Raw genomic sequence first — 21,708 nt, 5'->3', positions numbered from 1 at the left:
AATTTATTTTTAAATAATAGTAATTAGGCACTTTTTTCATCATTATCATAAACCAATCAAGGATAGTACTGATTGTAATCAAAAAAAAAGACCACAACGGATATAAAATCGGTTGAGGTCTTTTAAAAATATAAGAACTATTTCTTACAATGTCGCAATATCGATTACAAATCTATAGCGCACATCGCCTTTTACCATTCTCTCAAATGCAGCATCGATGTCTTTGATATCAATAAGTTCAATATCGGAAACTATATTTTGTTCAGCACAGTAATCCAACATTTCTTGTGTTTCTGGCAAACCACCAATTAATGAACCAGCCAAACTTCTTCTGCCACCAATTAAACTAAAAGCATGTAATTGGTAGGGCGTTGGCGGAACTCCAACACAAATGTGAACTCCATTGACTCTTAGTAAAGAAAGATAAGCGTTCAAATCATGCAGTGCTGAGACAGTATCTAAAATAAAATCAAAGTATCCGGCCACTTCTTTCATTTGCGCTTCGTCTTTGGTCACTACAAACTTGTGAGCTCCTAATTTTTTAGCATCAGCTTCTTTTTCTGGTGACGTACTTAAAACCGTAACTTCTGCTCCAAAAGAAACTCCGAATTTAACAGCCATGTGTCCTAATCCACCCAAACCTAAAACGGCTAGTTTGTGACCTTTACCCACTTTCCAGTGGCGCAATGGTGAATAGGTTGTGATTCCGGCACACAACAATGGTGCAACAGCATCCAAAGGTAATTTATCTGAAACATGAAGTACAAAATCTTCGTGGACTACAATTGTTTTTGAATAGCCACCATAGGTTGGTGTTTTTCCGTCTTGCTCCAAACTATTGTAAGTACCGGTCATTCCGTTCAAACAAAACTGCTCTAATCCTTCTTGGCAGTTTTCGCAAGTTCTACAAGAATCAACCAAACAACCTGTACCAGCAAGATCACCCACTTTAAATTTCTTAACGTGACTTCCTACTTTTATAACTTTACCTACTATTTCATGTCCAGGAACCATTGGGAAAATACCTTCACCCCAATCGTTTTTTATTTGATGTAAATCACTGTGACATACGCCGCAGAAGTGAATATCAAATTGTACATCGTGTGGTCCAACTTCGCGTCGTTCAAAATCCCAAGGTGCTAAATCCGTTTTGGCATCTTGTGCTGCATATCCTTTTGTTGCTGTCATAATTTATTTTTTGTTAAAGTTACTTAAAATTGTGGTGTCCTTGTCTTTGTTCGTTGTTAATAAAAAGATAATTAATGTGTTATTGAATGTTATAAAATAAACTTCCGATATCATTCATCTACTTTAAAATTTCTATATTTGTAAAAATCAAAATCACATGGAAATCAAGATAGAAGCCATTCAACTAGCAGAATCTTTTAACATCAAAAAGTTTCGTGCCGATTTTCAAATAGAAGTCCATTCGGGTTCAACAACGGAATTATTTTATACTTTTTCAGAAAAAAATCGTTTCCTATATGTGTTTGATTATGGTGTTATTGTCTTCGCTAATTTTGATGTTGTAGGCAAAAGTGAGTTTGTGAATTTTATAAAAAATTATGCTACATCAGTAATCGATTTGAATCTATCTGAAGAATACCGCATTGAAATTAATAACGAAATTGACAAACCAATTGTGAAGAATAACTTTGTAAGTGTTTCTAAAATTGATTCTTCAATGATGCGTATTATCATGCTAAACATAGGACAATCAGTTGCTTTAGATTATTATGAAAACTTGACAGACGACCTTATTTCGTCTTCTAAACACTACATCCTCCAACTTGAAAAACAAGGTAAAATAAGCATTTCAAAAACTAATTTACTAAAATATATTGGTAAGGTTTTGAATGTGAAAAACAGTATCATCGATAATTTATACATTTTAGATGATCCGAATTTGGTTTGGGACAACGAAGAACTGAATTTACTAAACCGAAATCTGAAAGCCAATTTTGACATCAATACTAGATTCAAAGATTTGGATTACCGATTGCAAATTGTGGAAGATAACCTAACGCTTTTTACCGATGTTCTGAACGTAAGAGAAAGCTCAAAACTGGAATGGCTGATTGTGATTCTTATCTTTATTGAAATTGTAATTAGTTTGACGCTGCGTTAATCGAAATGTGGCTTCGATTGCCTCACAATAATATGTTCACGTAACGTTGACTTCGAGAGCCTCAGCCTACAATGATTTATTTCTTAAAGAAGTTTTTTGTCGGCGGTTTATGCTCTCGAAGCCACTGTTTACTTAAACACTATTCTTGTCTAACAGAGGGTTGTCTTGCTTTTTCTCTAGCTAGTTTTCTTGCTAATCTCTTGGCTTTTTTTTCGGCTCTTTTCTCGTCTTTTTTTTCAGCGTGTATTCTTTGTGCTTCAATTTTAGAGGCGCGTTCTAATCTTACTTGAGTTGGTCGTTGTGGTTCTTGTTCTATTTTATCTAGAATATTTTCTTGACGGTCGTCTTGTTTTTCTACTTGTGCTGAGGAAAATGAGATTCCAGCAAAAAGTAGTATCATTAACATTGCTTTTTTCATATCTGTAAAATTTAGTGGATTATTGTTTCTAACAAAGTTAGGCGCTACTCCACTAAAAGATTTATATAAGTATTGCGAAAATTTACAAGATTCAATGATTATTATGTCATGAGGAATTCACGTAACGGTGGCTTCGAGAGCATTTCGACAAGCTCAACGTGGCACCTCAGCCAACGGAGGTATCTAGCTTGAGGAAGGTTTCTTAGCGGTGGCTGAGGTTCTCGAAGTCACTGCTTACGCTATGCGGTGGCTGAGGTTCTCGAAGCCCTGCTTATGGTTTTGTGTTGTTTTTCAACAATTGAATTTCTTTTTTAAGATCTTCAATTTGTGCTTGTTGTTCTTTTATGGCTTCTACCAAAACTGGAATTACAGCATCAAGGTTTACGGTTTTAACTTGCATTACTTCTACATCCTTTCCTCCTTCTTCTCTACTGGTATTGGTAGTAGAAAGATTTTTGGTAACAACGGCTTCTGGTAGTATTTTCTCTAAATCTTGAGCTATAAAGCCTAATTGGTGACGTGGATTTAAGGAGTATTTTTTGTATTTTTCGGTATTATAATGATAAGATACACCTTCAATTTTTAGTATTTTGTCTAATGCTTTTTCAATGGGTGCAATTTCTTTTTTAAGTCTTCCATCAGAAATTATGAAATAACCACCTGATGTTCCTATGTCACCATCTGCACGTACTGCCCAACCATTATATGATATTTCTTGTCCGCTAACTCCAGTGGATTGATTAAAACTTATTCCTCTCACACCTGCACCAGTTAAACTTGTTCCATTATACTCACCTTGAACACCGCCGAAAACCGTTGTACCACTAGTAATTTGTCCGTAAGTTCCACTACCATTAAATGAGGAATAACCATTAACCGCCCATGGAAAAACAACATTGCCGACACCATTCATTAAATCTCCTGCTAAAACAGTGTTGGTGGTTCCTATAAAAAATTCACCTAAATTGGATAATCTACCTCTTACAAGATTATTAGAAACCAAATCAATATGCTGGTTAGTACTTGTACCTAAAAATCCAGTAACGGTATTAGCATTAGTGGTTGCTGTATTTGTTCCTACCAACCAAGCAGCTCTTGCTGACGTAATAGTAGAGGGAATAGAGGTTACAATAGATTGTGTTCCAGTATTGTTAAAATTGTTAGAAGTAATCGTCCAAGGATTTCCGGTAGCTAAACGAACCCAAACTCCATTCCAATAGTAATACCCTGGCGTAACATCTCCAGCCGTATTGATATTGTAAACTAATAACGATGTTGCAGGTGTAGTTACTGGTGCGGCAACAGTAGTTGCTGTTAAACTAACACGAGGTATTAAGACACCTGTATTTAAAGAACTAACATCTAAGCTAGAACTTAAATTAGGAGAAGTGGTACCTATACCTACTTGAGCATTCATTTGAAATCCTAAAGTAGTACTAAATAAAATTGCATAAATAATCTTTCTCATTTTGTTTTTGTTTTCAGGTTAACCTTATTTTCATGAACTGTTTTAGCTATCTTAAACTATCCTTTTTAAAGAAATTTGCATTGAAAAAATTTCAAAATCTTTAATTATTATGAAAATTTACTACTTATCACAATAATGTTTCAAATAAACTCGATTAACGTAATAAAAAACAGATTAAAAGCTTAAAAGCAATATAAGTCTTTAAAAACCAATTGATTTGAGTAAGATAAAAAAGGGGTTTGAAAGATGTTTGCTTAACGTTGGCTTCGAGAGCATTTCGTAACGTTGACTTCGAGAGCCTCAGCCAACGGAGAATATTCTATAATAAAGAACCTCAGCCAACGGAGCTGTTCACGTAAGATTGGCTTCGAGTGGCCTCAGCCAACGGAGAATATCCTATAATTAAGAGCCTTAGACAACGGAGGTATTCACGTAACATTGGCTTCGAGTGGCCTCAGCCAACGGAGAATATTGTATAATAAAGAGTCTCAGCCAACGGAGAATATCCTACATTTGAGGACCTCAGCCAACGGAGATATGTAGCTTAAGGAAGGTTTCTTAGCGGTGGCTGAGGTTACTCGAAGCCCTGCTTACGTTATGCGGTGGCTGAGGTCACTCGAAGCCACTGCTTACGGAGATGTTTTGTTTAAAGCGGTGGCTGAGGTTACTCGAAGCCCTGCTTCAACTCAAATTGTGTTTCTAGACCACTATCGGAGCTACCGCCTACTCTTATTTTGAAGGTGCCTGATTCTACAAGATAGTTTCCTTCGTTGTTGAAAAATCCTAATTCTTTGTCGGTTAGCGTGAATGTTATGGTTTTGGTTTCACCTTTTTTCAAATTGGTTAGTTCGAATCCTTTTAGTTCTTGAACGGGTCTTGCTATACTTGCCACAACGTCGTGAAGGTAAAGTTGCACTACTTCTTTTCCGTCGTAATTTCCGGTGTTGGTAACTTCTATGGTGACTTTTACCGTTTCGCCTTTATTGTATTCTGGTTGGCTAACTTTTAGATTTTTGTATTCAAATTTGGTATAACTCAAGCCATAGCCAAAAGGATATAAAGGTGTGTTTTCAACATCGGTGTAGTGTGACCAAAACACATTTTTCTCATCATTCGTTGGTCTTCCAGTACTGTAATAATTATAGTATATTGGGCATTGTCCGACGTTTCTTGGAAAACTCATTGGTAACTTCCCACTCGGATTGTAATCACCATACACTACTTGAGCTACTGCATTGCCAGTTTGTGTTCCAAGTTGCCAAGCTTCTACAATAGCCGGAATGTGTTCCTTTGCCCATGATAGCACTAAAGGTCTTCCATTATTTAAAACCAAAACAATATTGGGATTAACTTTATAAACTTCCTCTAACAACTCTTGTTGAACGCCAGGTAAATCTAAATTGGAGCGACTTCTGGCTTCACCAGATTGAAAGCCATGTTCGCCTAGAACCATCACAACAACATCTGAACTCTTAGCAAGGTTTTTAGCGGCTTCAAATCCGCTTTTATCTGTGGTATTGAAAACTAGTTCGTTTACAAAAGTGGTTTTTCCAATAGTCAAATCGGCTCCTTTTTCAAAAGCTACCGTATTGCCTTTATAACTTTGCATCCCTTCTAAAACAGAAACAGCCGTTCCGTCCTCTGAAGCTACTCTCCAACCACCTAACGGACTTGTTTTATCATTTGCTAAGGAACCAATTAGCGCAATTTTAAGTCCGGACTTCTTTAATGGCAATAGATTATTCTCATTTTTCAATAATACCATTGACTTTTTTGCTATATCTAAAACAGCCTCATTGATGGCTTTGCTTCCCACAACTGCTTTTTCTCGTGTTTCATCACAGTATTTATAAGGATTGTCAAAAAGTCCCAATTCAAATTTAACTCGTAGTATTCTTCGAACGGCATCATCAATCAATGCTTCTTTTACCTTTCCAGATTTAACCAAATTGACTAATTCTGCAACATAAAAATGAGATTCCATATCCATATCAGAGCCAGCGATAACAGCTTTGGTAGTAGCATCGACAGCATCTTTTGCAAATCCGTGGTTTTTCATTTCTCTTATGGATCCCCAATCGGATACAATAAAACCATCAAAGTTCCATTTTCCTTTCAGAAGTTCACGTTGCAAAAAGCTACTTCCTGTGGCTGGAACTCCATTTAGAATGCTAAACGAATTCATAAAGGTTCTAACTCCAGCTTCTTTAGCCGCTTGAAATGGAGGTAATACAAGATTATATAGATTTGAATTACTGATATCAACAGTGTTGTATTCGCGACCGGCTTCGACAAAACCGTAAGCAGCAAAATGTTTGGCACAAGCGGCAATAGTATTCGCTTTGGCTAAATCAGCACTAGTTTCACCTTGAAAACCTTGCACTCTTGCCACTGCTATCTTACTACCTAAATAAGGGTCTTCACCTGCTCCTTCCATAACTCTACCCCATCGTGCTTCACGAGACACATCCATCATAGGTCCGAAAGTCCAATTAATTCCTGATGCTGAGGCCTCATCGGCAGCTACTTGAGCTGATTTCTTTATGGCTTCTAAATCCCAACTTGCTGCTTCAGCCAAAGGAATTGGGCTCAAGGTTTTATAACCATGAATTACATCCAATCCGAATAGTATTGGGATTCCCAATCGGGTTTCTTCCACTGCTATTTTTTGAACTGCTTTTACCTCTTTAACACCTTTAACGCTTAGCATTGCGCCTACCCATCCTTTACGAAGATGTTCGTATTTAATTTCGGCTGTGCCACCTTTAGGAGTCGGACCTGTAACGTCCCAAAATCCATTATATTGATTCATTTGACCTACTTTCTCTTCTAAAGTCATTTGATTCATTAGTAAATCGATGCGCTCTTCAATTGGCTTTTTAGAATCGAGATAGTCTTTCTTTTGTGCGTTTATGTTAGCTGTTACTAGTAAAACTATTCCTAAAAGAAGTAACTGTTTATTTATCATACTTGTAAATTTATTTTTAACGTATAGTATCGCTTACTGTTTGTATTTATAACACCTCTATGACCGCTTCTTTCTATACCAATCATAAATTGGTTTTTCAAAACCGTAATATAAAGCAATGGATACCAACCATAAAAGTATAAAATTTCGGTCGGGAAAAAATACAAAAGATTTAAGTTTCAAATTAGCATAACTAATATGAACCAGATAAAAGGCAAAAGAAGCGTTACCCAACAAGACCATGACTTTGGAAGATAAAAACTGTTGTAAATAAGTTCGCTGGCTCATCAAACCTTGAAATAGTAGTATTATAAAAAAAGGCAAAACAATAAAAAACAAAACTTTTCCTTGCCAATGGTTGGTGCCATGATCTACTCTACTCTCTTGGAACCATCCGATAACATACAAGGTCAATACAAAACCGATACCACCAATAACAGTGGCGTATTTAGAAAAAGGAATTTGATTCCAAAATTTAGGATAGTAGGCTAAAAATATTCCAGTAAGAAATAAGAGCGATTGACCTGCAAAAGTGCTCATGGTTACAAATTCTATAGGAACTAAATACCTATCTGGATTTCCGTTGTAAAGTGTCCACAAATTACCTAAAAGCAATGTAGTTGCAAATAGTACTATCAAAAAAAGTAGTAGGTATTTGAGGTGCTTTTCTAATAGTAATAGCATTAATGGTGCGAAAGCATAAAAAGTCATTTCAACAGTAAGCGACCAAGATTGTGAAATAGCATCTAAGGAGTGTGTTGAGGAAAAACCTTGTAATAAAAGATAATGAGGTAAAGAAAAACGATAGTTACCAAAACCTGAATCCAAATAATATAATGTAAGCAATAACCAATACAAAGGCATAATGCGGACAATTCGTTGGGCAAAATACTTTCTGTAATGCGTTAATGATTGTAAAGGTTTACTTCCATAGCTTTTGGCAATAAGAAATCCGCTTAACACAAAGAACAACTGAACACCTAAATTTAGTTCGTTACAAAAGCGAAACAGCTCTGGATGTATATCGTCTTTCCAATACTTGCGGTTATGGTAAACAAATATCATTATGGCTGCAATGGCGCGAACTCCAGTTAGGGCTTTGAAATGGTTGGGTTTGGGTTGGTCGGCTGTCATTGTGATTAGTAATGGGGTAAAGTTACAAATTTTTATGAGTGTGGCGCTTGTGTGGAAAATGGAACGCGGATGGAACGGATTGCTTCGCAAACGCTGATGGTCGCGGATTTTATTTGCAACACAGATTGGAATAATCTGAGAAATCTTGTAACTATTCAGTCTATAAAATTTCAACCACGAATTACACGAAATACACGAATTCATTTTGCATAAATTGCACAAATTTTAGCGATTTTCGTTGAAAATCATTGCAAAGCAATTTAAAATTCGTGAAATAATTAAAATCTATTACGAAAATTCGTGATTTTTAGTGTAATTCGTGGCTAAAATGAAAGTTTTTTTAAGCTTAGTAGTTAAGAAATCTTTTGTGGTGGAATGTAATATTGGAAAGTATAGTCAAAAAAAAAATCGAGAACCTATTTAAGATTCTCGATTATTACTATTTATAGTTTATTGATATAACTGCTATACAAATCCTTAAACTGATAGCCTACATCTACTCTATCTTTACTTAGTTTATCGTATTCCACCAATCCCCAAAGTACGAATTCTTTTAAGAAATACTTATCTTCTGTTGGGAATTCTGGTTGGTATTTTTGGATTAAATCTTCTAATGGTGTTACTGCATCCAATTGTTTTTTGTAGTCTTCATCGGAAGCATCGTCTAACAATTCGAAACCTGTTTCTGCAAAAAACCATTCTACTATTTTGGCATATGGACTGGAATCAGCATCACGTTCTAACTTCTCAATTTTGGGAAAGTAAGCTGGGAAGAACGTCTTAATGGCATCTGCTATTAAATATTGTGCTACAACTGCTGCACCCTCTTGTTCACCTTCATAAACCAATTCAACTTTACCCGTAATGGCAGGAATAATTCCCATAAAATCGGACAATCGCACTGACGTTTTATCGCTTCCTGATAACAAAGCTCTTCTTTCGGCAGTACTTAGTAAATTCTCATAGGCTGTGATACTCATACGTGCACTTACACCGCTTTTGGCATCAATGTATTCGCTTTCTCTTGCTTCAAAACTTATTTGTTCTAGCAAATCCTTCGCTAGATTTGGAACATGAACCGCGTCCGATTGTTGTTGGTCTAATTTAGCTTCTTGATGTGTAATCGTTTTGGCTATGGCAACTGTTTCAGGATAATGTGTTAGAATTTGGGAACCAATTCGGTCTTTCAATGGTGTCACAATACTTCCACGATTGGTGTAATCTTCTGGATTGGCAGTGAAAACAAATTGCATATCTAATGCCATTCGCACTTTAAAACCACGAATTTGAATATCGCCTTCTTGCAAAATATTAAATAAAGCCACTTGAATTCTCGCTTGCAAATCAGGTAATTCGTTGATTACAAATATGCAACGGTTCGCTCTTGGAATCATTCCGAAGTGAATTACTCGGTCATCAGCATAAGATAATTTCAAGTTAGCTGCTTTTATTGGGTCAACATCACCAATTAAATCGGCTACTGTTACATCAGGAGTAGCTAATTTTTCAGAGAAACGTTCGCTTCTGTGAATCCATTTTATTGGAGTAGCATCACCTTTTTCAGCAATTAAATCTTTAGCAAATCTTGAAATCGGATTTAATGGATCGTCATTAATTTCTGAACCATCCACAATAGGCATGTATTCGTCTAATAATTCAATCATTTTTCTAGCCAAACGAGTTTTCGCTTGACCACGAAGTCCAAGTAAATTGATGTTGTGACGTGATAAAATAGCACGTTCCAATTCAGGAATTACGGTGTTTTCAAATCCGTGAACACCTTCAAAAACTGGTTTACCCGATTTTATTTTTGTTCGTAAATTATCACGCAACTCGTCTTTAATACTTCTAGATATCCAACCGGATTTTTTTAATTCTGCTAGTGTTTTTATGTTTTCTACTTTCATATTTTTTTATTTAACCGCTTTTTTTTAACCACTAAGCTCACTAAGATTTACACTAAGTTCACAAAGTTTTATTTATAAATTTGATATTATGAAATTCTTCCTTCGTCAAAATGACTACTGGACGGAATCTGTAATCTTGTAAACTATTTAATCTTCTTCTTTCTATTAGTCTCATAATCCTCAAAAATCATTTCTCCCAAACCTTTGAGTCCAGTGTAAAATGCTTTTCCTTGATTGGCTTCCGTAAATCGGTTTACGAATTTCTGTAAGTATGGATCGTTTGCAATCATGAACGTTGTAATTGGAATGTGCAATTTTCTGGCTTGTGCGGCTTGATTGTAGCATTGTTCTACAATATACTCATCCAAACCATTACTGTTCATGTAATAGGTTCCGTCTTTTTCACGAACGCAACTTGGTTTTCCGTCGGTTATCATGAAAATTTGTTTGTTGGTATTTCGTTTTCTACGCAACATGTCCATCGCCAATTGTAATCCGGCAACGGTATTGGTATGATAAGGTCCGACTTTTAAATAGGGTAAATCTTTAATGGCGATTGGCCAAGCATCGTTTCCGAAAACTAGAATATCAATGGTGTCTTTTGGATAACGTGTTGTGATTAATTCTGCCAAAGCCATCGCTACTTTTTTGGCTGGTGTGATTCGGTCTTCGCCATACAAAATCATACTATGGCTAATGTCAATCATCAAAACGGTACTCATTTGAGATTTGAATTGAGCATCTTCAACAACCAAATCATTTTCGGTTAATTTAAATTCATCAACTCCATTATTGATTTGTGCGTTTCGCAGACTTTCGGTTAACGAAATACTTTCTAAGCCATCACCAAAATGATAATCGCGAAATTCGCCTGTTTTTTCATCACCACTTCCTGAATATTTAGTTTTATGATTTCCGGTGCCTGATTTTTTAAGATTCCCAAAAATTTGGTCTAAAGCCGCTTGACGAATGGCTCTTTCGGTTTTGGCTGTAATTCCGGTTCCTGAAGTTCCATCGTCTTTTAGTTCTTCGCGGATGTATCCTTTTTTCTTTAAGTCTTCAATAAAATCGTCAACTGTGTAGTTTTCGTCCGTTAATTTATATTCAACGTCCAACTGTCGTAACCAATCGATGGCTTCATCAAAGTCGCCTGAAGTATGAGTGATTAACTCTTTGAAAATATCAAAAAGTTTATCAAATGGCGAAAGATTGGGTGCTTCGTATTTCTTAAAGAAAAATCCTTTTCTAGTGTTCTTTTCCATAGCATATAAAATTACTATTTAAAGTTTAGAACCCAACAGAACGAATACTAATTTTTAGTTAAAGTAACTTTATTATTTGACGTAACGTTCACCAATAACTTTTCGAATGGATACAAATCCGATTTTATTTAAGTCGATTTCGCTTCTTTTTATCCAGATTAACGACTTGATTTCATCGGCTGCATTGATGGAAATTACATCACTCTTAAGTTGGCATTCGTAGAAGATGTCCATAGTTCTGTAAGGTACATTTCTATAAAGGTAATTATTTGGTGATGTGGTAATATAGGTCAAATCACTTGAAGTAATTGTTAATCCTAATTCTTCACTTATTTCTCGACAAGCAGCTTCTTCGGCAGTTTCATTTGGATCGATAAATCCGCCTGGTAAATCTAGTTTTCCTTTGTCAGGATCGACGTTTCTTTCTGTGAAAAGAATTTTATCTTCATAAGTAAAAATTATGGCAACCGCAGCAGCGATATTATGATACAAAACAAAATCACAATCGGAACAATGCAACTTGAAATTGTTTACATAAGTTAGATTTTGCGAACTGCAATTGGGACAGTATTTAAAAAAGGACGTTTCGTTATCTGACATACTATTTGGTATAAACTCGATTTTCTTGTTCTAAAACTCTGATAAAAGTGGTTCTTTTAGTTAGTTCTTTCAACTTGGAAGCCCCAACATAAGTACAAGTACTTCTAATGCCACCAAGTATATCGTGCAAAGTATCAATTACATCACCTTTGAATGGCACTTGAACTGTTTTTCCTTCGCTGGCTCGGTATTCCGCTACACCTCCAACATGCTTCTTCATTGCGGTTTCCGAACTCATTCCGTAAAACTGCTTGAACTTTTCTCCGTTAATTTCAATTGTTTCACCACCGCTTTCGGTATGTCCGGCTAACATTCCGCCAAGCATTACAAAATCAGCACCAGCTCCAAATGCTTTAGAAACATCACCTGGAATGGCACAACCGCCATCGCTAATAATGTGTCCGCCCAAACCATGAGCTGCATCGGCACATTCAATAATTGCAGAAAGTTGTGGATATCCTACTCCTGTTTTAACTCTTGTAGTACAAACCGAACCAGGTCCGATTCCTACTTTTACAATATCGGCACCTTCCAAAAGTAATTCTTCTACCATTTCGCCAGTAACTACATTTCCTGCAATGATAACTTTATCAGGATATTGTTTGCGCGCTTGTCTCAAAAACGCCACAAAATGCTCAGAATAGCCATTAGCTACATCAATGCAAATAAACTTGAGTTGTGGGTTGTGTTCAAATATTTCAGCAATTTTCTTGAAATCAGCCTTGCCTGTTCCGGTACTTACTGCGATATAATCACAAATATCTGATGGTGCTTTTTTAATAAAATCATTCCATTCTTGAACGGTGTAATGCTTATGAATGCATGAAAATAGTTTTTCTTTTGCTAAAGCTAAAGCCATTTCAAAAGTTCCAACAGTATCCATATTGGCAGCCATTATTGGAACTCCTGTCCATGTAACGGTACTGTGTTTAAACTTAAAATCTCTTTCCAATGACACTTGCGATCTACTGTTTAGTGTAGAGCGTTTTGGTCTTATCATTACATCTTTAAATCCTAATTTTAGTTCGGTTTCTATTCTCATTTTACATACGTTTTCATTACGTTCAAATGTATTATATCGTTGGGTTTATATGAAATAATATTATTGGAATTTATTAACAAAAAGGTGTGAGTTTTTAGTTTTGGAACGCGGATGAAACGGATGCTTCGCAAACGCGGATTGAGGCGGATTTTTTTGGAGCACACAGTTAAAGAATGTTATTTATTGCTTCTAAGTTCTCGATAAATTTTTTATATAATTACTTGGTCGCAATTATATAAAAAACACTCGAAGTGACGGTGGTTGTATACTTGAATACTGAGAACTGAAAACCGAGAACTGAAAACTGAATACTGAACACTAAACACTATTTTTCCCTAACTTTACGCTCACAAAATAAAAAACATGCACACCGATTATATTTTAGACCAAGAATTTAGAGACCAAACGTTTGACGATACCAATACCAAGTTTAAAGATTTTGAGAATTGTACTTTTTACAATTGTGATTTCAGAGCTTGTACGTTTCAAACGGTAACTTTTATTGATTGTAATTTCTTTGATTGCAATTTTGCGGAAACTAAAATCAATTATATTTCTTTACGTGGTGTGTTTTTTACTAAATGTAATTTCACGAATGTGAATTTTGCCATGACCGACCAAGTACTGTTTGAATTTCACTTTAAAGATTGCTTGTTGGATTACTCCAAATTTTATGCTTTAAAGCTTAAGAAAATGCAGTTCATCAATTGTAGTTTGATTTCAGCCGACTTTATGGGCAGTGATTTAACCGAAGTATTGTTTGACAATTGTAACCTAAGAAGAGCTGTTTTCATTGATACCATCGCCAATAAAGCTGATTTTTCTACTAGTTATGATTACGCCTTCGACCCAGATAAAAACAAAATTAAAAAAGCTGTTTTCTCTCAAGACGGATTGAAAGGACTTTTGGAGAAATATGATATTATTGTTAAGTGAGAAGTACGAAGTACGAAGTGAGAAGTGGGAAGTTTTAGGTTTTAATTATTTTTCCGTCTTCCATTGTGATGATTCTGTTGGTTCTTGAGGCAAAATCGTTGTCGTGGGTTACTATTAATAACGTTTGCTTCTCTTGTAGCGTAAGTTTTTTAAAAATATCAAAAACTAAGTCGCTGTTTTTTTTGTCCAGATTTCCTGTTGGTTCATCTCCCATAATGATTAATGGATTGTTGATTAACGCTCTTGCAATTGCTACACGTTGCTTTTGTCCACCACTCAATTGATTTGGCATTTTTAGTGCCTGCTCTTGCATGTCTAGTGTTTTTAAATGCTCCATCGCATTGTGTTCGATTTCAGAATTTGATAGTTTTCCTAGTTTCATTCCAGGCAACATGACATTTTTAAGCACATTGTATTCAGAAAGTAAATAATGAAACTGAAATACAAACCCAATTTTTTCATTGCGGATTGCGGCTAATTCTTTATCTGATTTTCCAGTTATAAGTTCTTCGTTTATAAACAATTGTCCTTCATAATCGGTATCCATTGTTGAGAGCAAATACAGTAATGTAGATTTCCCACAACCTGATTTTCCAACTATGGAAACAAACTCGCCATGATTTATGGTCATGTCAATGCCTTTCAGTACTTGAAATTTAACTGGGTCGTAAAAATATTTGGTCAAACCTTTTGTTTCTAATACTTTACTCATTTTATTTTCCTCTAATGATTTCTACAGGATCAATTTTACTGGCTTTGAGTGCTGGAAAAAGTCCGGCGATAATGGTAGTAAGCAATGCAAAAACAATTCCGATTACGTAAAACAATGGATTGAAATTGATTGGATAAGTCTTTATTGTAGGCAAAGAAGCTGTTTCAAACGGAATTACATCTATGATGGAAGAAAATACAAACCCGAAAATCAATCCAAAAACACCTCCTACCAAACCTATGATTAGCGCTAACAAAATAAAAATCCATTTTACGTCATTACCCGAAAAACCAGTTGCTTTTAGAATGGCAATACTGTCCATCTTTTCAAAAATCATCATGTTTAGAATATTATAAATTCCAAATCCAGCTACTATAAGCAACACAACGCCAACAGCATACGAAATAATACTTCGCACCGTGCTTCCTGTTTCAAATTGTGAATTGGCAGTTTGATAGTCAATTGCATCGATTTCAAATTTATTTTGAAATTCAACTGCAACACTCGGAGCTGTGGTTATATCAAACAATTTTACTTGAATGTCGGTAACGTAATTTGTAGACTCTCCAAGCAATTTTTGAGCTGTAGCCAAAGAAGTGTAACTCATTGTGTTATCATATTCCGCGATACCAAATTGTGAAATTCCAACAATCTTTAACGACGCAAGATTTCCTTTTGCCGAGGTTACTTTTATCATATCACCAACGGCAAGTAACATTTTATCAGCCAATCCTTTACCAATAATAATACTGTTGTTTTGAATCAAATCAGCCACTTTACCCTCGATAATATAATCGCTTATTTTGAATAGTTTTTCTTCTGGTAAAACATCAATTCCGTTAATAACTCCAGAAATTTCAATGGTTCCTGAATTAAAAAAAACAGGTACATTGATTTTGGGTGCTACATCAATAATGCGGTTATCTTGCTTTAGATAATTGATAATTGCTTGGCTGTTGTAGATGGCTTTTCCTCTGTCTTTGGGCTTAATAGAACTTATAAAATTAGTGCTGTTCTTGTATTTCTCAGACAACTCAATGGGTTGCTTTAAAGTAGGTTTTATTTCGTTGTAAAGTCTAACATGAGCAGTTCTATTTAGCATTAACCCATCTAATAGATCATTCAAACCATTCATAAAGCTCACTAAAGCGATAAACATTGCAATTCCGAACGTAACTCCGACTGCAGCCACAATAGTTTGTTTGAGTCTGGCTTTAAGTAAATGGATGGCAATATTAAAAATTAGTTTGAAATTCATTATTGTGGTAAATAAATGGTTTCGTTAACAGTTAATCCCGATAGTATTTCAGCATTTTGATAATCGCTTAATCCTACATTTACTTTACGTTTCTCGTCTTTGTTAACCAAAACATATTCACCATCAATAAGATAACTTTTCGGAATTGTAATTACGTTTTTTCTAACCTTTATTACAATATTAGCTTCGGCAGTTAAGTTTGGATATAATTGCTGTGGTATATTTATAAAATGAGCTTCTATTTTGAATGTTCTAGAACGTTCATCCATAATTGGATAAATTTTATCAACCGTTGCTTCAAACACTTTTCCTTTATAACTATCCAAACTCACCAGCATGGTTTGACCTAATCTAACGCGAACCATATCGTTTTCATCGACTTCTAATTCGAGCAAATACGAATTTTTCTTTCCAATAATGGCTAGTGGTGTTTGTGTAGTAACCATAGAGCCTTTTTTGACTAAAACATCAAATAACTCGCCATAGAAGGCGCTTTTAATAGTATAATCAGCTTTTGTCTTTTGACTAATCTTTAAATTGATACTATTACGTGTTTGGTCATTTTGCAGTTGCGATTTAAGTTGCGCTAATTGCTTTACAGCTGCTTCATAATTGGATTTAGAATTTTTATAAGCCAATTCTATCCTTTCATAATCTACTTCAGAAATGATGTTGTATTTCTTGATGTTCTTATTTCTGTTATAAATGGATAAATCCAATGCCAATTTATCTTTAGCAGCTTGAACCTTAGTTTCCATTTCTGAAATTTTATCTCGAATGTAATTATTGTCTTGTTTACTGAGTTGATAAGCCAGTTGAGCATTTTCAGTATTTAGGTTTGCTTTATCACTTTCTATTTGAAATAAAGCTTGACCTTCAGTTATCGTTTGTCCTACCTCAACGTTTATAGTTTGCAAAACGCCATTAACCGTTGAATAAACAATATATTGATTTTCGGCTTTTACAATACCTGAAGCATAAACACTTTCGGTTACATCACCTTTTTTAGGTTGTGTTTCGGTTAGTTCTTTTTTAGAACAAGAAATCAATAGAAAACCTATGACTATGGAAGAAATTAGAAAATATCGCATCTGAAAAGGTATTAAACGAATGAAATCGCCTATCAAATATACGAAAATTTAATGAAATTCAGAAGTACTACTTAGATTAATTTACACTCCCAATCTAAAGAAGTATTGTAAGCAATTTGCCCATTTTTTATTTCTAACGGACTATCAAAATTATTGGTATATAATCCTCCAGTTCCGAGTCCTTGAGGCATTGGATTTTGTTGTAAAAATGTCCATTGTGTGATGGCATTTAAACCAATATTACTTTCTAAAGCAGAAGTAATCCACCAACCAATATTGTGTTTTTTAGCTAAATCAATCCACTCATTTGTACCGCGAAATCCGCCTACAAAACTAGGTTTCAAAATGATGTATTGCGGCTTTATTTTTTGCAAAAGTTGTTCTTTCTCTTCGTATGAAAACACACCTATAAGCTCTTCGTCTAAAGCAATAGGAATTGGAGTGGTTTTACATAGCTCTGCCATAGTGTCAGTATGGCTTTTAGCAATAGGTTGCTCGATACTATGTAATTTATAACCAGCTAATTGATTCAATTTATTTAAAGCTAATTCTTCACTAAAAGCACCATTGGCATCTACTCTAATTTCGATAGTGTTTTCATCAAAATTTTGACGAATGAAGTGCAATAAATCGAGTTCTTTTTGAAAATCTATAGCACCAATTTTTAGTTTGATGCAATGAAAACCTTGCGCTAATTTTTCTTCAATTTGCTCCTTCATAAACACCTCATCACCCATCCAAACTAAACCATTAATGTCCATGTTTTTTTTGCCTTCGGTAAACTCCGATGGAAACAATAAAAAAGGGTTTTCTGAGGCTAATGATTGGAATGCCATTTCAACGCCAAATTGAATAGAAGGAAATTCTAAAAGCGCCTCCCAAAGTTGATCTTTTCCTAAATCGATATTTTGACAAGTCCATTGTAGTTTTTCTTCATAATCGGGTCTGTCGTCTGCTGAAAGTCCGCGAAGGATGCCACACTCACCTATTCCTTTCTTTCCGTTCTCCTCTAGAATGATGAACCACGTTTCTTTTTCGTTCATAACGCCTCTAGAGGTTCCAGAAGGTCGTTTGAAGTTTAAGATGTATTTTTGGTAGGTGGCTATCATTTTCTAGATTGTTGGATTGCTAGATTTTTAGATTATTGGATTGTTAGAGATAGACTATTCTAAAACTCGTAAAATCTTTTTGAAGTTTTCTGATGGTAATCCGAATTTTTGAAACTCTTTAAAATCATCATTTACTTGTTCTTTCCAAGTTTTGTTGCTTTCTATGTTTTGATTGGAAAATGATTTATGAAGAGCTTTGGCCATTGACAATCTATTGGTAAACATATACACATGAGCCAATTTGAGTTGAAAAATAATATCAGATGGATTAAGTTTTAAACCTGTGTTGTAAGCTTGTTCTGCTTTGGCAAATTGTTTGGTTACCAAATAATAACCTCCTAACAAGGCATAATCAGCACTTGTGGCTTTGTTTTTATTGATGATGTCTGTATTAATGACTTCAATAGCTTCTTGAATTTTTCCTTTGTTGAATAAGGCAACCGATTTATTTCTTATTGCTCCGTAATATTTATTGATTTCACCAGTTTGACGTAAGCTTTCCTCAATAGCTAACTCTGTAGCTCTATTTTTTTCAACAGTAAGCAATTGGTTGTATTCACTTGCTTTGTATTTCTTAGAAATGTTTTCTAGAAACAAAGCGTAGAATTCTTCTTTCTTGTTTAATGATTTAGCTAACTCTAGATTTTGAGCTACTTTGAGTAATTCTTTTTTAGTATCGTTATTCCAACCGCGGCTGGCTTTGTTGTCAATCCAAGGCACTACTTCTAGGATTACTTTTTCTTTCATCACCCAATTATCACTTTCGAAAACGAAGTAAAGATTTTGAGTTTTAGCGTTAAAACAATCCGAATCTTTGGCTTTAAGCAAACGTGCTTCTTTGTTGACAGGTGTTTCTTGATATAAACAAGCTTTGTTAGGTTTCTCAGCTGTTAGAAACTCCTCTGCGTCTTTTGATTGCGAGAAAATAGCATATTTGGTTTTGTCGTCACCAGAAATAGAAGATGCCAAAAAAATAACTCCAGCAGTTCCTTGACTGATTCCTGTTGGATCGGGAATGGCTTTAAGAACAGAAACCAAACTAGAAGATAGTTTTTGGTTGTCGTCTAGAAGTGTAATTCGGTAAACTATCTCTGTAGTTCCTTCGGGAAAATCGGCTGTCTTGATTACTTTTTTCTCTCCGGCTTTTAGAATAATGGTTTCGTTGGTGGTTCGAACATTGTCCCAATAACCGTCTTTAGATTGTGCAGAAGCTATTGTTGCTGAGAAAAATAAGACAACTATTTTTATTTTTTGAACCAGTAAGATATTAAGTTTCATTAAGATTTTCTTTTATTTTAAAATCAGATGTTGTTTTAGATTCTGATTTCTATTCAATACAATTACTAATTAGCCCTGATGGAAGCAACTACCATGTAGTGCGTACAGCAGGAATAAGGTTGATAACAATTACCATACCATTCGCTCCTAAATTTAAAGCTTAATACTTTGACCGATTTCTAATAACATTAGGTCTTTGCCTGCATCAAAGAATTTCTTTTTGGCTTCGTCGTGGTTGATTTCGATATATCCGAAGGTGTCGAAGTGCACTCCAAGTACTTTATCGCAATCTACAAAATCGGCAGCAAGAATGGCGTCCTCAACATCCATAGTGAAGTTGTTTCCGATGGACAAAATTGCCAAATCGAGTTTAGTGCGCATTGGAATAAGTTTCATATCCATTGTAAGCGCTGTATCTCCAGAGATATAAATGTTTTTGTGTTCGCCTTCGATTACGAAACCACATGGATTTCCGCCATAGCTTCCGTCTGGGAAAGAGCTTGAGTGGATGGCATTGACTAATTTTACTTTACCAAAATCAAATTGCCAACTTCCGCCATGATTCATTGGATGGTATTTTAAGCCTTTATTTCCGTAATGTACTGCTACTTCATAGTTAGAGACAATAGTTGCGTCTGTGCGCTTTGCAATAGCTTCTGCATCGAGAATGTGGTCTTGGTGCGCGTGAGTAAGTAAAATATAATCTGCTTTGAGCGAATTTATATCAATATGACTTGCTTTTGGATTGGCAGTGATGAATGGATCGACCAAGATATTTTTTCCGCTTACTTCAATTCCGATGCAGGCGTGTCCGTAGAATGTGATTTTCATGGGTTATTTAATTAATTAGTATAAAAAATTAAAAAGTCAGAGAGTAAATAGATAAGTGATAATGACAATAGTACTGATAAAAGAAAAGTACTAAGTGCTAATTTCTTTAACTCAGGATCTAGCAATTTGTGTTCTTTATTTTTAGCAACTCTTTTAAGATGTGCGATTATAGGAAAATAAGCAATTAAGAAGAAATACAAATCGAAATTGAATCGTCCTGGATTTGGATCTCTGTAACTAAAATCGAAAATTAAGGCAAAAGCTAGCATTAGAACCATTGCTGTAATGATTAAGAAATAATGATACTTCTTAGCCCAAGCTCCACCATTTTTAACAACAATAGTATTTTTACCCGACTTTCTATCGGATTCTTCGTCACGCATGTTGTTTAGGTTCAAAACCCCTACACTTAGTAATCCAATAGCAGTTGCAGGAAGGAATAACAACCAATCGATTTGTTTGGCAAACATGAAGTATACTCCAAATGTACTTACCAATCCGAAGAACGTGAAAACAAAAACATCGCCCAAGCCTCTGTAGCCATAAGGGTTTTTACCAACAGTATAACGAATTGCAGATGCAATAGCTAGAATTCCTAAAACAAAGAAAATAATCGAGTAAAGAAAATACTTTCCTTTGAACGATACGTAAATCAATAACATTGCTGAAACTAAGGTCAAAAATGCTGTAATGAATATAGCATAACGCATTTCACCTGGCGTGATTAATCCGCTTTGAATGGCGCGCTTTGGTCCTATTCTATCTTCGTTGTCTGTTCCTTTTACTCCGTCGCCATAATCGTTGGCGAAATTGGAAAGGATTTGCAATCCTAAGGTAGTAGAAAGTGCTAAAATCACAATTTTCCAATTGAAAATTCCTTGAGACATAGCGTAGAAACTACCTACCAATATTCCGGATACAGAAAGTGGTAAGGTTCTTACTCGTGCGGCTTCAATCCAGTGTTTCATTTTTTAAAATGTTTAAAAGTTTAATCTTTTAGTTTAAGGGTTTAAAAGTTTAGAAGAAAAATAGTATTCACGTTTATTTTAATTCTTATTTACTAATCACTATTCACGGCGGTTAGCGGTAAGTATTTATAAATATTCTAAACCATTTAAATTACCATTAAATATTTTCTCTTCAATTTCTTCAAATTTACTTCCTAATAATCTGTATAATTTATAAGGTTTTTCATTCTGAAAATCTATATCTTCATCATTCGTTTCGTATAATAATCCATGCGAACCATTTCCTAAATTTGCAACAAATTCAAAGAATTTTATAATTACATCTGACTTATGGTTTCTAGAATACTGAATTGTTAGAAAATCAGACATATTATTAAAACTAATTAATTCATATTTTATAAAATGATTTTCGCTACTTATTCTTTTTAGTTCCTTTAGCACTTTTTCGATAAACTTCCGAATAAATTCATCTTCTAAGTCATCATATTCTTGAGAACATATTTCAATATCTTTTATGCTATTTGGGCTTATTCTCAAAACAATCCAACCTTGACAATTATACATTTTAATTTTATTTTACCGCCGTCGTTCTAAACTT

At 34.9% G+C, this 21,708-nt stretch carries 19 protein-coding genes; 2 read left to right on the top strand and 17 right to left on the bottom strand.

Annotated elements, in window-relative coordinates:
- Positions 1-144: 144 nt before the first annotated feature.
- A complete protein-coding gene (locus tag ACIQ06_RS11560) occupies positions 145-1,188 on the bottom strand; it encodes an NAD(P)-dependent alcohol dehydrogenase (protein WP_396146477.1) in 1,044 nt (347 codons plus the stop codon).
- A 157-nt stretch (positions 1,189-1,345) separates the two neighbouring features.
- Here ACIQ06_RS11560 and ACIQ06_RS11555 point away from each other — a divergent pair, with 157 nt between their 5' ends.
- Positions 1,346-2,128, top strand: a complete 783-nt coding sequence (locus ACIQ06_RS11555; protein ID WP_396146475.1) for an RMD1 family protein — start codon at positions 1,346-1,348, stop codon at positions 2,126-2,128.
- A 139-nt stretch (positions 2,129-2,267) separates the two neighbouring features.
- Here ACIQ06_RS11555 and ACIQ06_RS11550 read toward each other — a convergent pair whose 3' ends face one another.
- The 8 genes from ACIQ06_RS11550 to ACIQ06_RS11515 all read right to left on the bottom strand — a co-directional run bounded on the left by ACIQ06_RS11550 (position 2,268) and on the right by ACIQ06_RS11515 (position 12,927).
- The gene (locus tag ACIQ06_RS11550) at positions 2,268-2,546 is read right to left on the bottom strand and encodes a hypothetical protein (protein ID WP_396146473.1); all 279 of its coding nucleotides are present in this window, start codon (positions 2,544-2,546) and stop codon (positions 2,268-2,270) included.
- Positions 2,547-2,817: 271 nt separating this feature from the next.
- The gene (locus tag ACIQ06_RS11545) at positions 2,818-4,014 is read right to left on the bottom strand and encodes a tail fiber domain-containing protein (protein WP_396146471.1); all 1,197 of its coding nucleotides are present in this window, start codon (positions 4,012-4,014) and stop codon (positions 2,818-2,820) included.
- 664 nt (positions 4,015-4,678) lie between these two features.
- Positions 4,679-6,982: a beta-glucosidase BglX gene (bglX, locus tag ACIQ06_RS11540; protein ID WP_396146469.1), complete on the bottom strand. Its 2,304-nt coding sequence runs from the start codon at positions 6,980-6,982 to the stop codon at positions 4,679-4,681.
- 57 nt (positions 6,983-7,039) lie between these two features.
- Positions 7,040-8,116: an acyltransferase family protein gene (locus ACIQ06_RS11535; RefSeq protein ID WP_396146467.1), complete on the bottom strand. Its 1,077-nt coding sequence runs from the start codon at positions 8,114-8,116 to the stop codon at positions 7,040-7,042.
- 443 nt (positions 8,117-8,559) lie between these two features.
- The gene (locus ACIQ06_RS11530; protein WP_396146465.1) at positions 8,560-10,023 is read right to left on the bottom strand and encodes a magnesium chelatase; all 1,464 of its coding nucleotides are present in this window, start codon (positions 10,021-10,023) and stop codon (positions 8,560-8,562) included.
- Positions 10,024-10,166: 143 nt separating this feature from the next.
- A complete protein-coding gene (locus tag ACIQ06_RS11525) occupies positions 10,167-11,285 on the bottom strand; it encodes a VWA domain-containing protein (protein ID WP_396146463.1) in 1,119 nt (372 codons plus the stop codon).
- Between the two features lie 72 nt (positions 11,286-11,357).
- The gene (locus tag ACIQ06_RS11520; RefSeq protein ID WP_396146461.1) at positions 11,358-11,885 is read right to left on the bottom strand and encodes an NUDIX domain-containing protein; all 528 of its coding nucleotides are present in this window, start codon (positions 11,883-11,885) and stop codon (positions 11,358-11,360) included.
- 1 nt (position 11,886) lies between these two features.
- Positions 11,887-12,927 (bottom strand): GMP reductase, encoded by a 1,041-nt coding sequence (locus ACIQ06_RS11515; RefSeq protein ID WP_344817164.1) that lies wholly within the window; start codon positions 12,925-12,927, stop codon positions 11,887-11,889.
- Between the two features lie 363 nt (positions 12,928-13,290).
- On the opposite strand from ACIQ06_RS11515, the gene ACIQ06_RS11510 reads away from it, so the two are divergent.
- Positions 13,291-13,863: a pentapeptide repeat-containing protein gene (locus ACIQ06_RS11510; RefSeq protein ID WP_396146457.1), complete on the top strand. Its 573-nt coding sequence runs from the start codon at positions 13,291-13,293 to the stop codon at positions 13,861-13,863.
- A 34-nt stretch (positions 13,864-13,897) separates the two neighbouring features.
- On the opposite strand, the gene ACIQ06_RS11505 is transcribed toward ACIQ06_RS11510, so the two are convergent.
- The 8 genes from ACIQ06_RS11505 to ACIQ06_RS11470 form a co-directional block, all read right to left on the bottom strand.
- Positions 13,898-14,575: an ABC transporter ATP-binding protein gene (locus ACIQ06_RS11505; RefSeq protein WP_396146455.1), complete on the bottom strand. Its 678-nt coding sequence runs from the start codon at positions 14,573-14,575 to the stop codon at positions 13,898-13,900.
- 1 nt (position 14,576) lies between these two features.
- Entirely contained in the window at positions 14,577-15,833 is a 1,257-nt protein-coding gene (locus ACIQ06_RS11500) for an FtsX-like permease family protein (protein WP_344817166.1), read from the bottom strand.
- The gene (locus ACIQ06_RS11495; RefSeq protein WP_396146453.1) at positions 15,833-16,924 is read right to left on the bottom strand and encodes an efflux RND transporter periplasmic adaptor subunit; all 1,092 of its coding nucleotides are present in this window, start codon (positions 16,922-16,924) and stop codon (positions 15,833-15,835) included. Before ACIQ06_RS11495 ends, ACIQ06_RS11500 begins: the two co-directional genes overlap by 1 nt.
- Before the next feature lie 71 nt (positions 16,925-16,995).
- Complete coding sequence (locus ACIQ06_RS11490; RefSeq protein WP_396146451.1) at positions 16,996-18,033, bottom strand: o-succinylbenzoate synthase; 1,038 nt, start codon at positions 18,031-18,033, stop codon at positions 16,996-16,998.
- Positions 18,034-18,087: 54 nt separating this feature from the next.
- Entirely contained in the window at positions 18,088-19,311 is a 1,224-nt protein-coding gene (locus ACIQ06_RS11485; protein ID WP_396146449.1) for a tetratricopeptide repeat protein, read from the bottom strand.
- A 153-nt stretch (positions 19,312-19,464) separates the two neighbouring features.
- Positions 19,465-20,142, bottom strand: coding sequence for a metal-dependent hydrolase (locus tag ACIQ06_RS11480; RefSeq protein WP_298308556.1), 678 nt, complete (start codon positions 20,140-20,142; stop codon positions 19,465-19,467).
- 11 nt (positions 20,143-20,153) lie between these two features.
- The gene (gene menA / locus ACIQ06_RS11475) at positions 20,154-21,110 is read right to left on the bottom strand and encodes a 1,4-dihydroxy-2-naphthoate octaprenyltransferase (protein WP_298308553.1); all 957 of its coding nucleotides are present in this window, start codon (positions 21,108-21,110) and stop codon (positions 20,154-20,156) included.
- A gap of 126 nt (positions 21,111-21,236) precedes the next feature.
- Positions 21,237-21,674, bottom strand: coding sequence for an Imm7 family immunity protein (locus ACIQ06_RS11470; protein WP_396146446.1), 438 nt, complete (start codon positions 21,672-21,674; stop codon positions 21,237-21,239).
- Between the last annotated feature and the right edge of the window lie 34 nt (positions 21,675-21,708).

Origin of the sequence: Flavobacterium sp. (genome assembly GCF_044341265.1) — a bacterium.
GTDB lineage: Bacteria > Bacteroidota > Bacteroidia > Flavobacteriales > Flavobacteriaceae > Flavobacterium.
The sequence above is the reverse complement of the archived record's forward strand: the minus strand, read 5'-3'. Positions and strand labels throughout refer to the sequence as shown.

Excerpts from the sequence above, each read along its gene's own strand:
- ACIQ06_RS11470 (WP_396146446.1), bottom strand. The coding sequence starts at position 21,674 with ATGTATAATTGTCAAGGTTGGATTGTTTTGAGAATAAGCCCAAATAGC.
- ACIQ06_RS11495 (WP_396146453.1), bottom strand. The coding sequence starts at position 16,924 with ATGCGATATTTTCTAATTTCTTCCATAGTCATAGGTTTTCTATTGATT.
- ACIQ06_RS11500 (WP_344817166.1), bottom strand. The coding sequence starts at position 15,833 with ATGAATTTCAAACTAATTTTTAATATTGCCATCCATTTACTTAAAGCC.
- ACIQ06_RS11490 (WP_396146451.1), bottom strand. The coding sequence starts at position 18,033 with ATGATAGCCACCTACCAAAAATACATCTTAAACTTCAAACGACCTTCT.
- ACIQ06_RS11555 (WP_396146475.1), top strand. The coding sequence starts at position 1,346 with ATGGAAATCAAGATAGAAGCCATTCAACTAGCAGAATCTTTTAACATC.
- ACIQ06_RS11520 (WP_396146461.1), bottom strand. The coding sequence starts at position 11,885 with ATGTCAGATAACGAAACGTCCTTTTTTAAATACTGTCCCAATTGCAGT.
- ACIQ06_RS11510 (WP_396146457.1), top strand. The coding sequence starts at position 13,291 with ATGCACACCGATTATATTTTAGACCAAGAATTTAGAGACCAAACGTTT.
- ACIQ06_RS11525 (WP_396146463.1), bottom strand. The coding sequence starts at position 11,285 with ATGGAAAAGAACACTAGAAAAGGATTTTTCTTTAAGAAATACGAAGCA.
- ACIQ06_RS11530 (WP_396146465.1), bottom strand. The coding sequence starts at position 10,023 with ATGAAAGTAGAAAACATAAAAACACTAGCAGAATTAAAAAAATCCGGT.
- ACIQ06_RS11505 (WP_396146455.1), bottom strand. The coding sequence starts at position 14,575 with ATGAGTAAAGTATTAGAAACAAAAGGTTTGACCAAATATTTTTACGAC.
- ACIQ06_RS11535 (WP_396146467.1), bottom strand. The coding sequence starts at position 8,116 with ATGACAGCCGACCAACCCAAACCCAACCATTTCAAAGCCCTAACTGGA.
- ACIQ06_RS11480 (WP_298308556.1), bottom strand. The coding sequence starts at position 20,142 with ATGAAAATCACATTCTACGGACACGCCTGCATCGGAATTGAAGTAAGC.
- ACIQ06_RS11560 (WP_396146477.1), bottom strand. The coding sequence starts at position 1,188 with ATGACAGCAACAAAAGGATATGCAGCACAAGATGCCAAAACGGATTTA.
- ACIQ06_RS11515 (WP_344817164.1), bottom strand. The coding sequence starts at position 12,927 with ATGAGAATAGAAACCGAACTAAAATTAGGATTTAAAGATGTAATGATA.
- bglX (WP_396146469.1), bottom strand. The coding sequence starts at position 6,982 with ATGATAAATAAACAGTTACTTCTTTTAGGAATAGTTTTACTAGTAACA.
- menA (WP_298308553.1), bottom strand. The coding sequence starts at position 21,110 with ATGAAACACTGGATTGAAGCCGCACGAGTAAGAACCTTACCACTTTCT.
- ACIQ06_RS11485 (WP_396146449.1), bottom strand. The coding sequence starts at position 19,311 with ATGAAACTTAATATCTTACTGGTTCAAAAAATAAAAATAGTTGTCTTA.
- ACIQ06_RS11550 (WP_396146473.1), bottom strand. The coding sequence starts at position 2,546 with ATGAAAAAAGCAATGTTAATGATACTACTTTTTGCTGGAATCTCATTT.
- ACIQ06_RS11545 (WP_396146471.1), bottom strand. The coding sequence starts at position 4,014 with ATGAGAAAGATTATTTATGCAATTTTATTTAGTACTACTTTAGGATTT.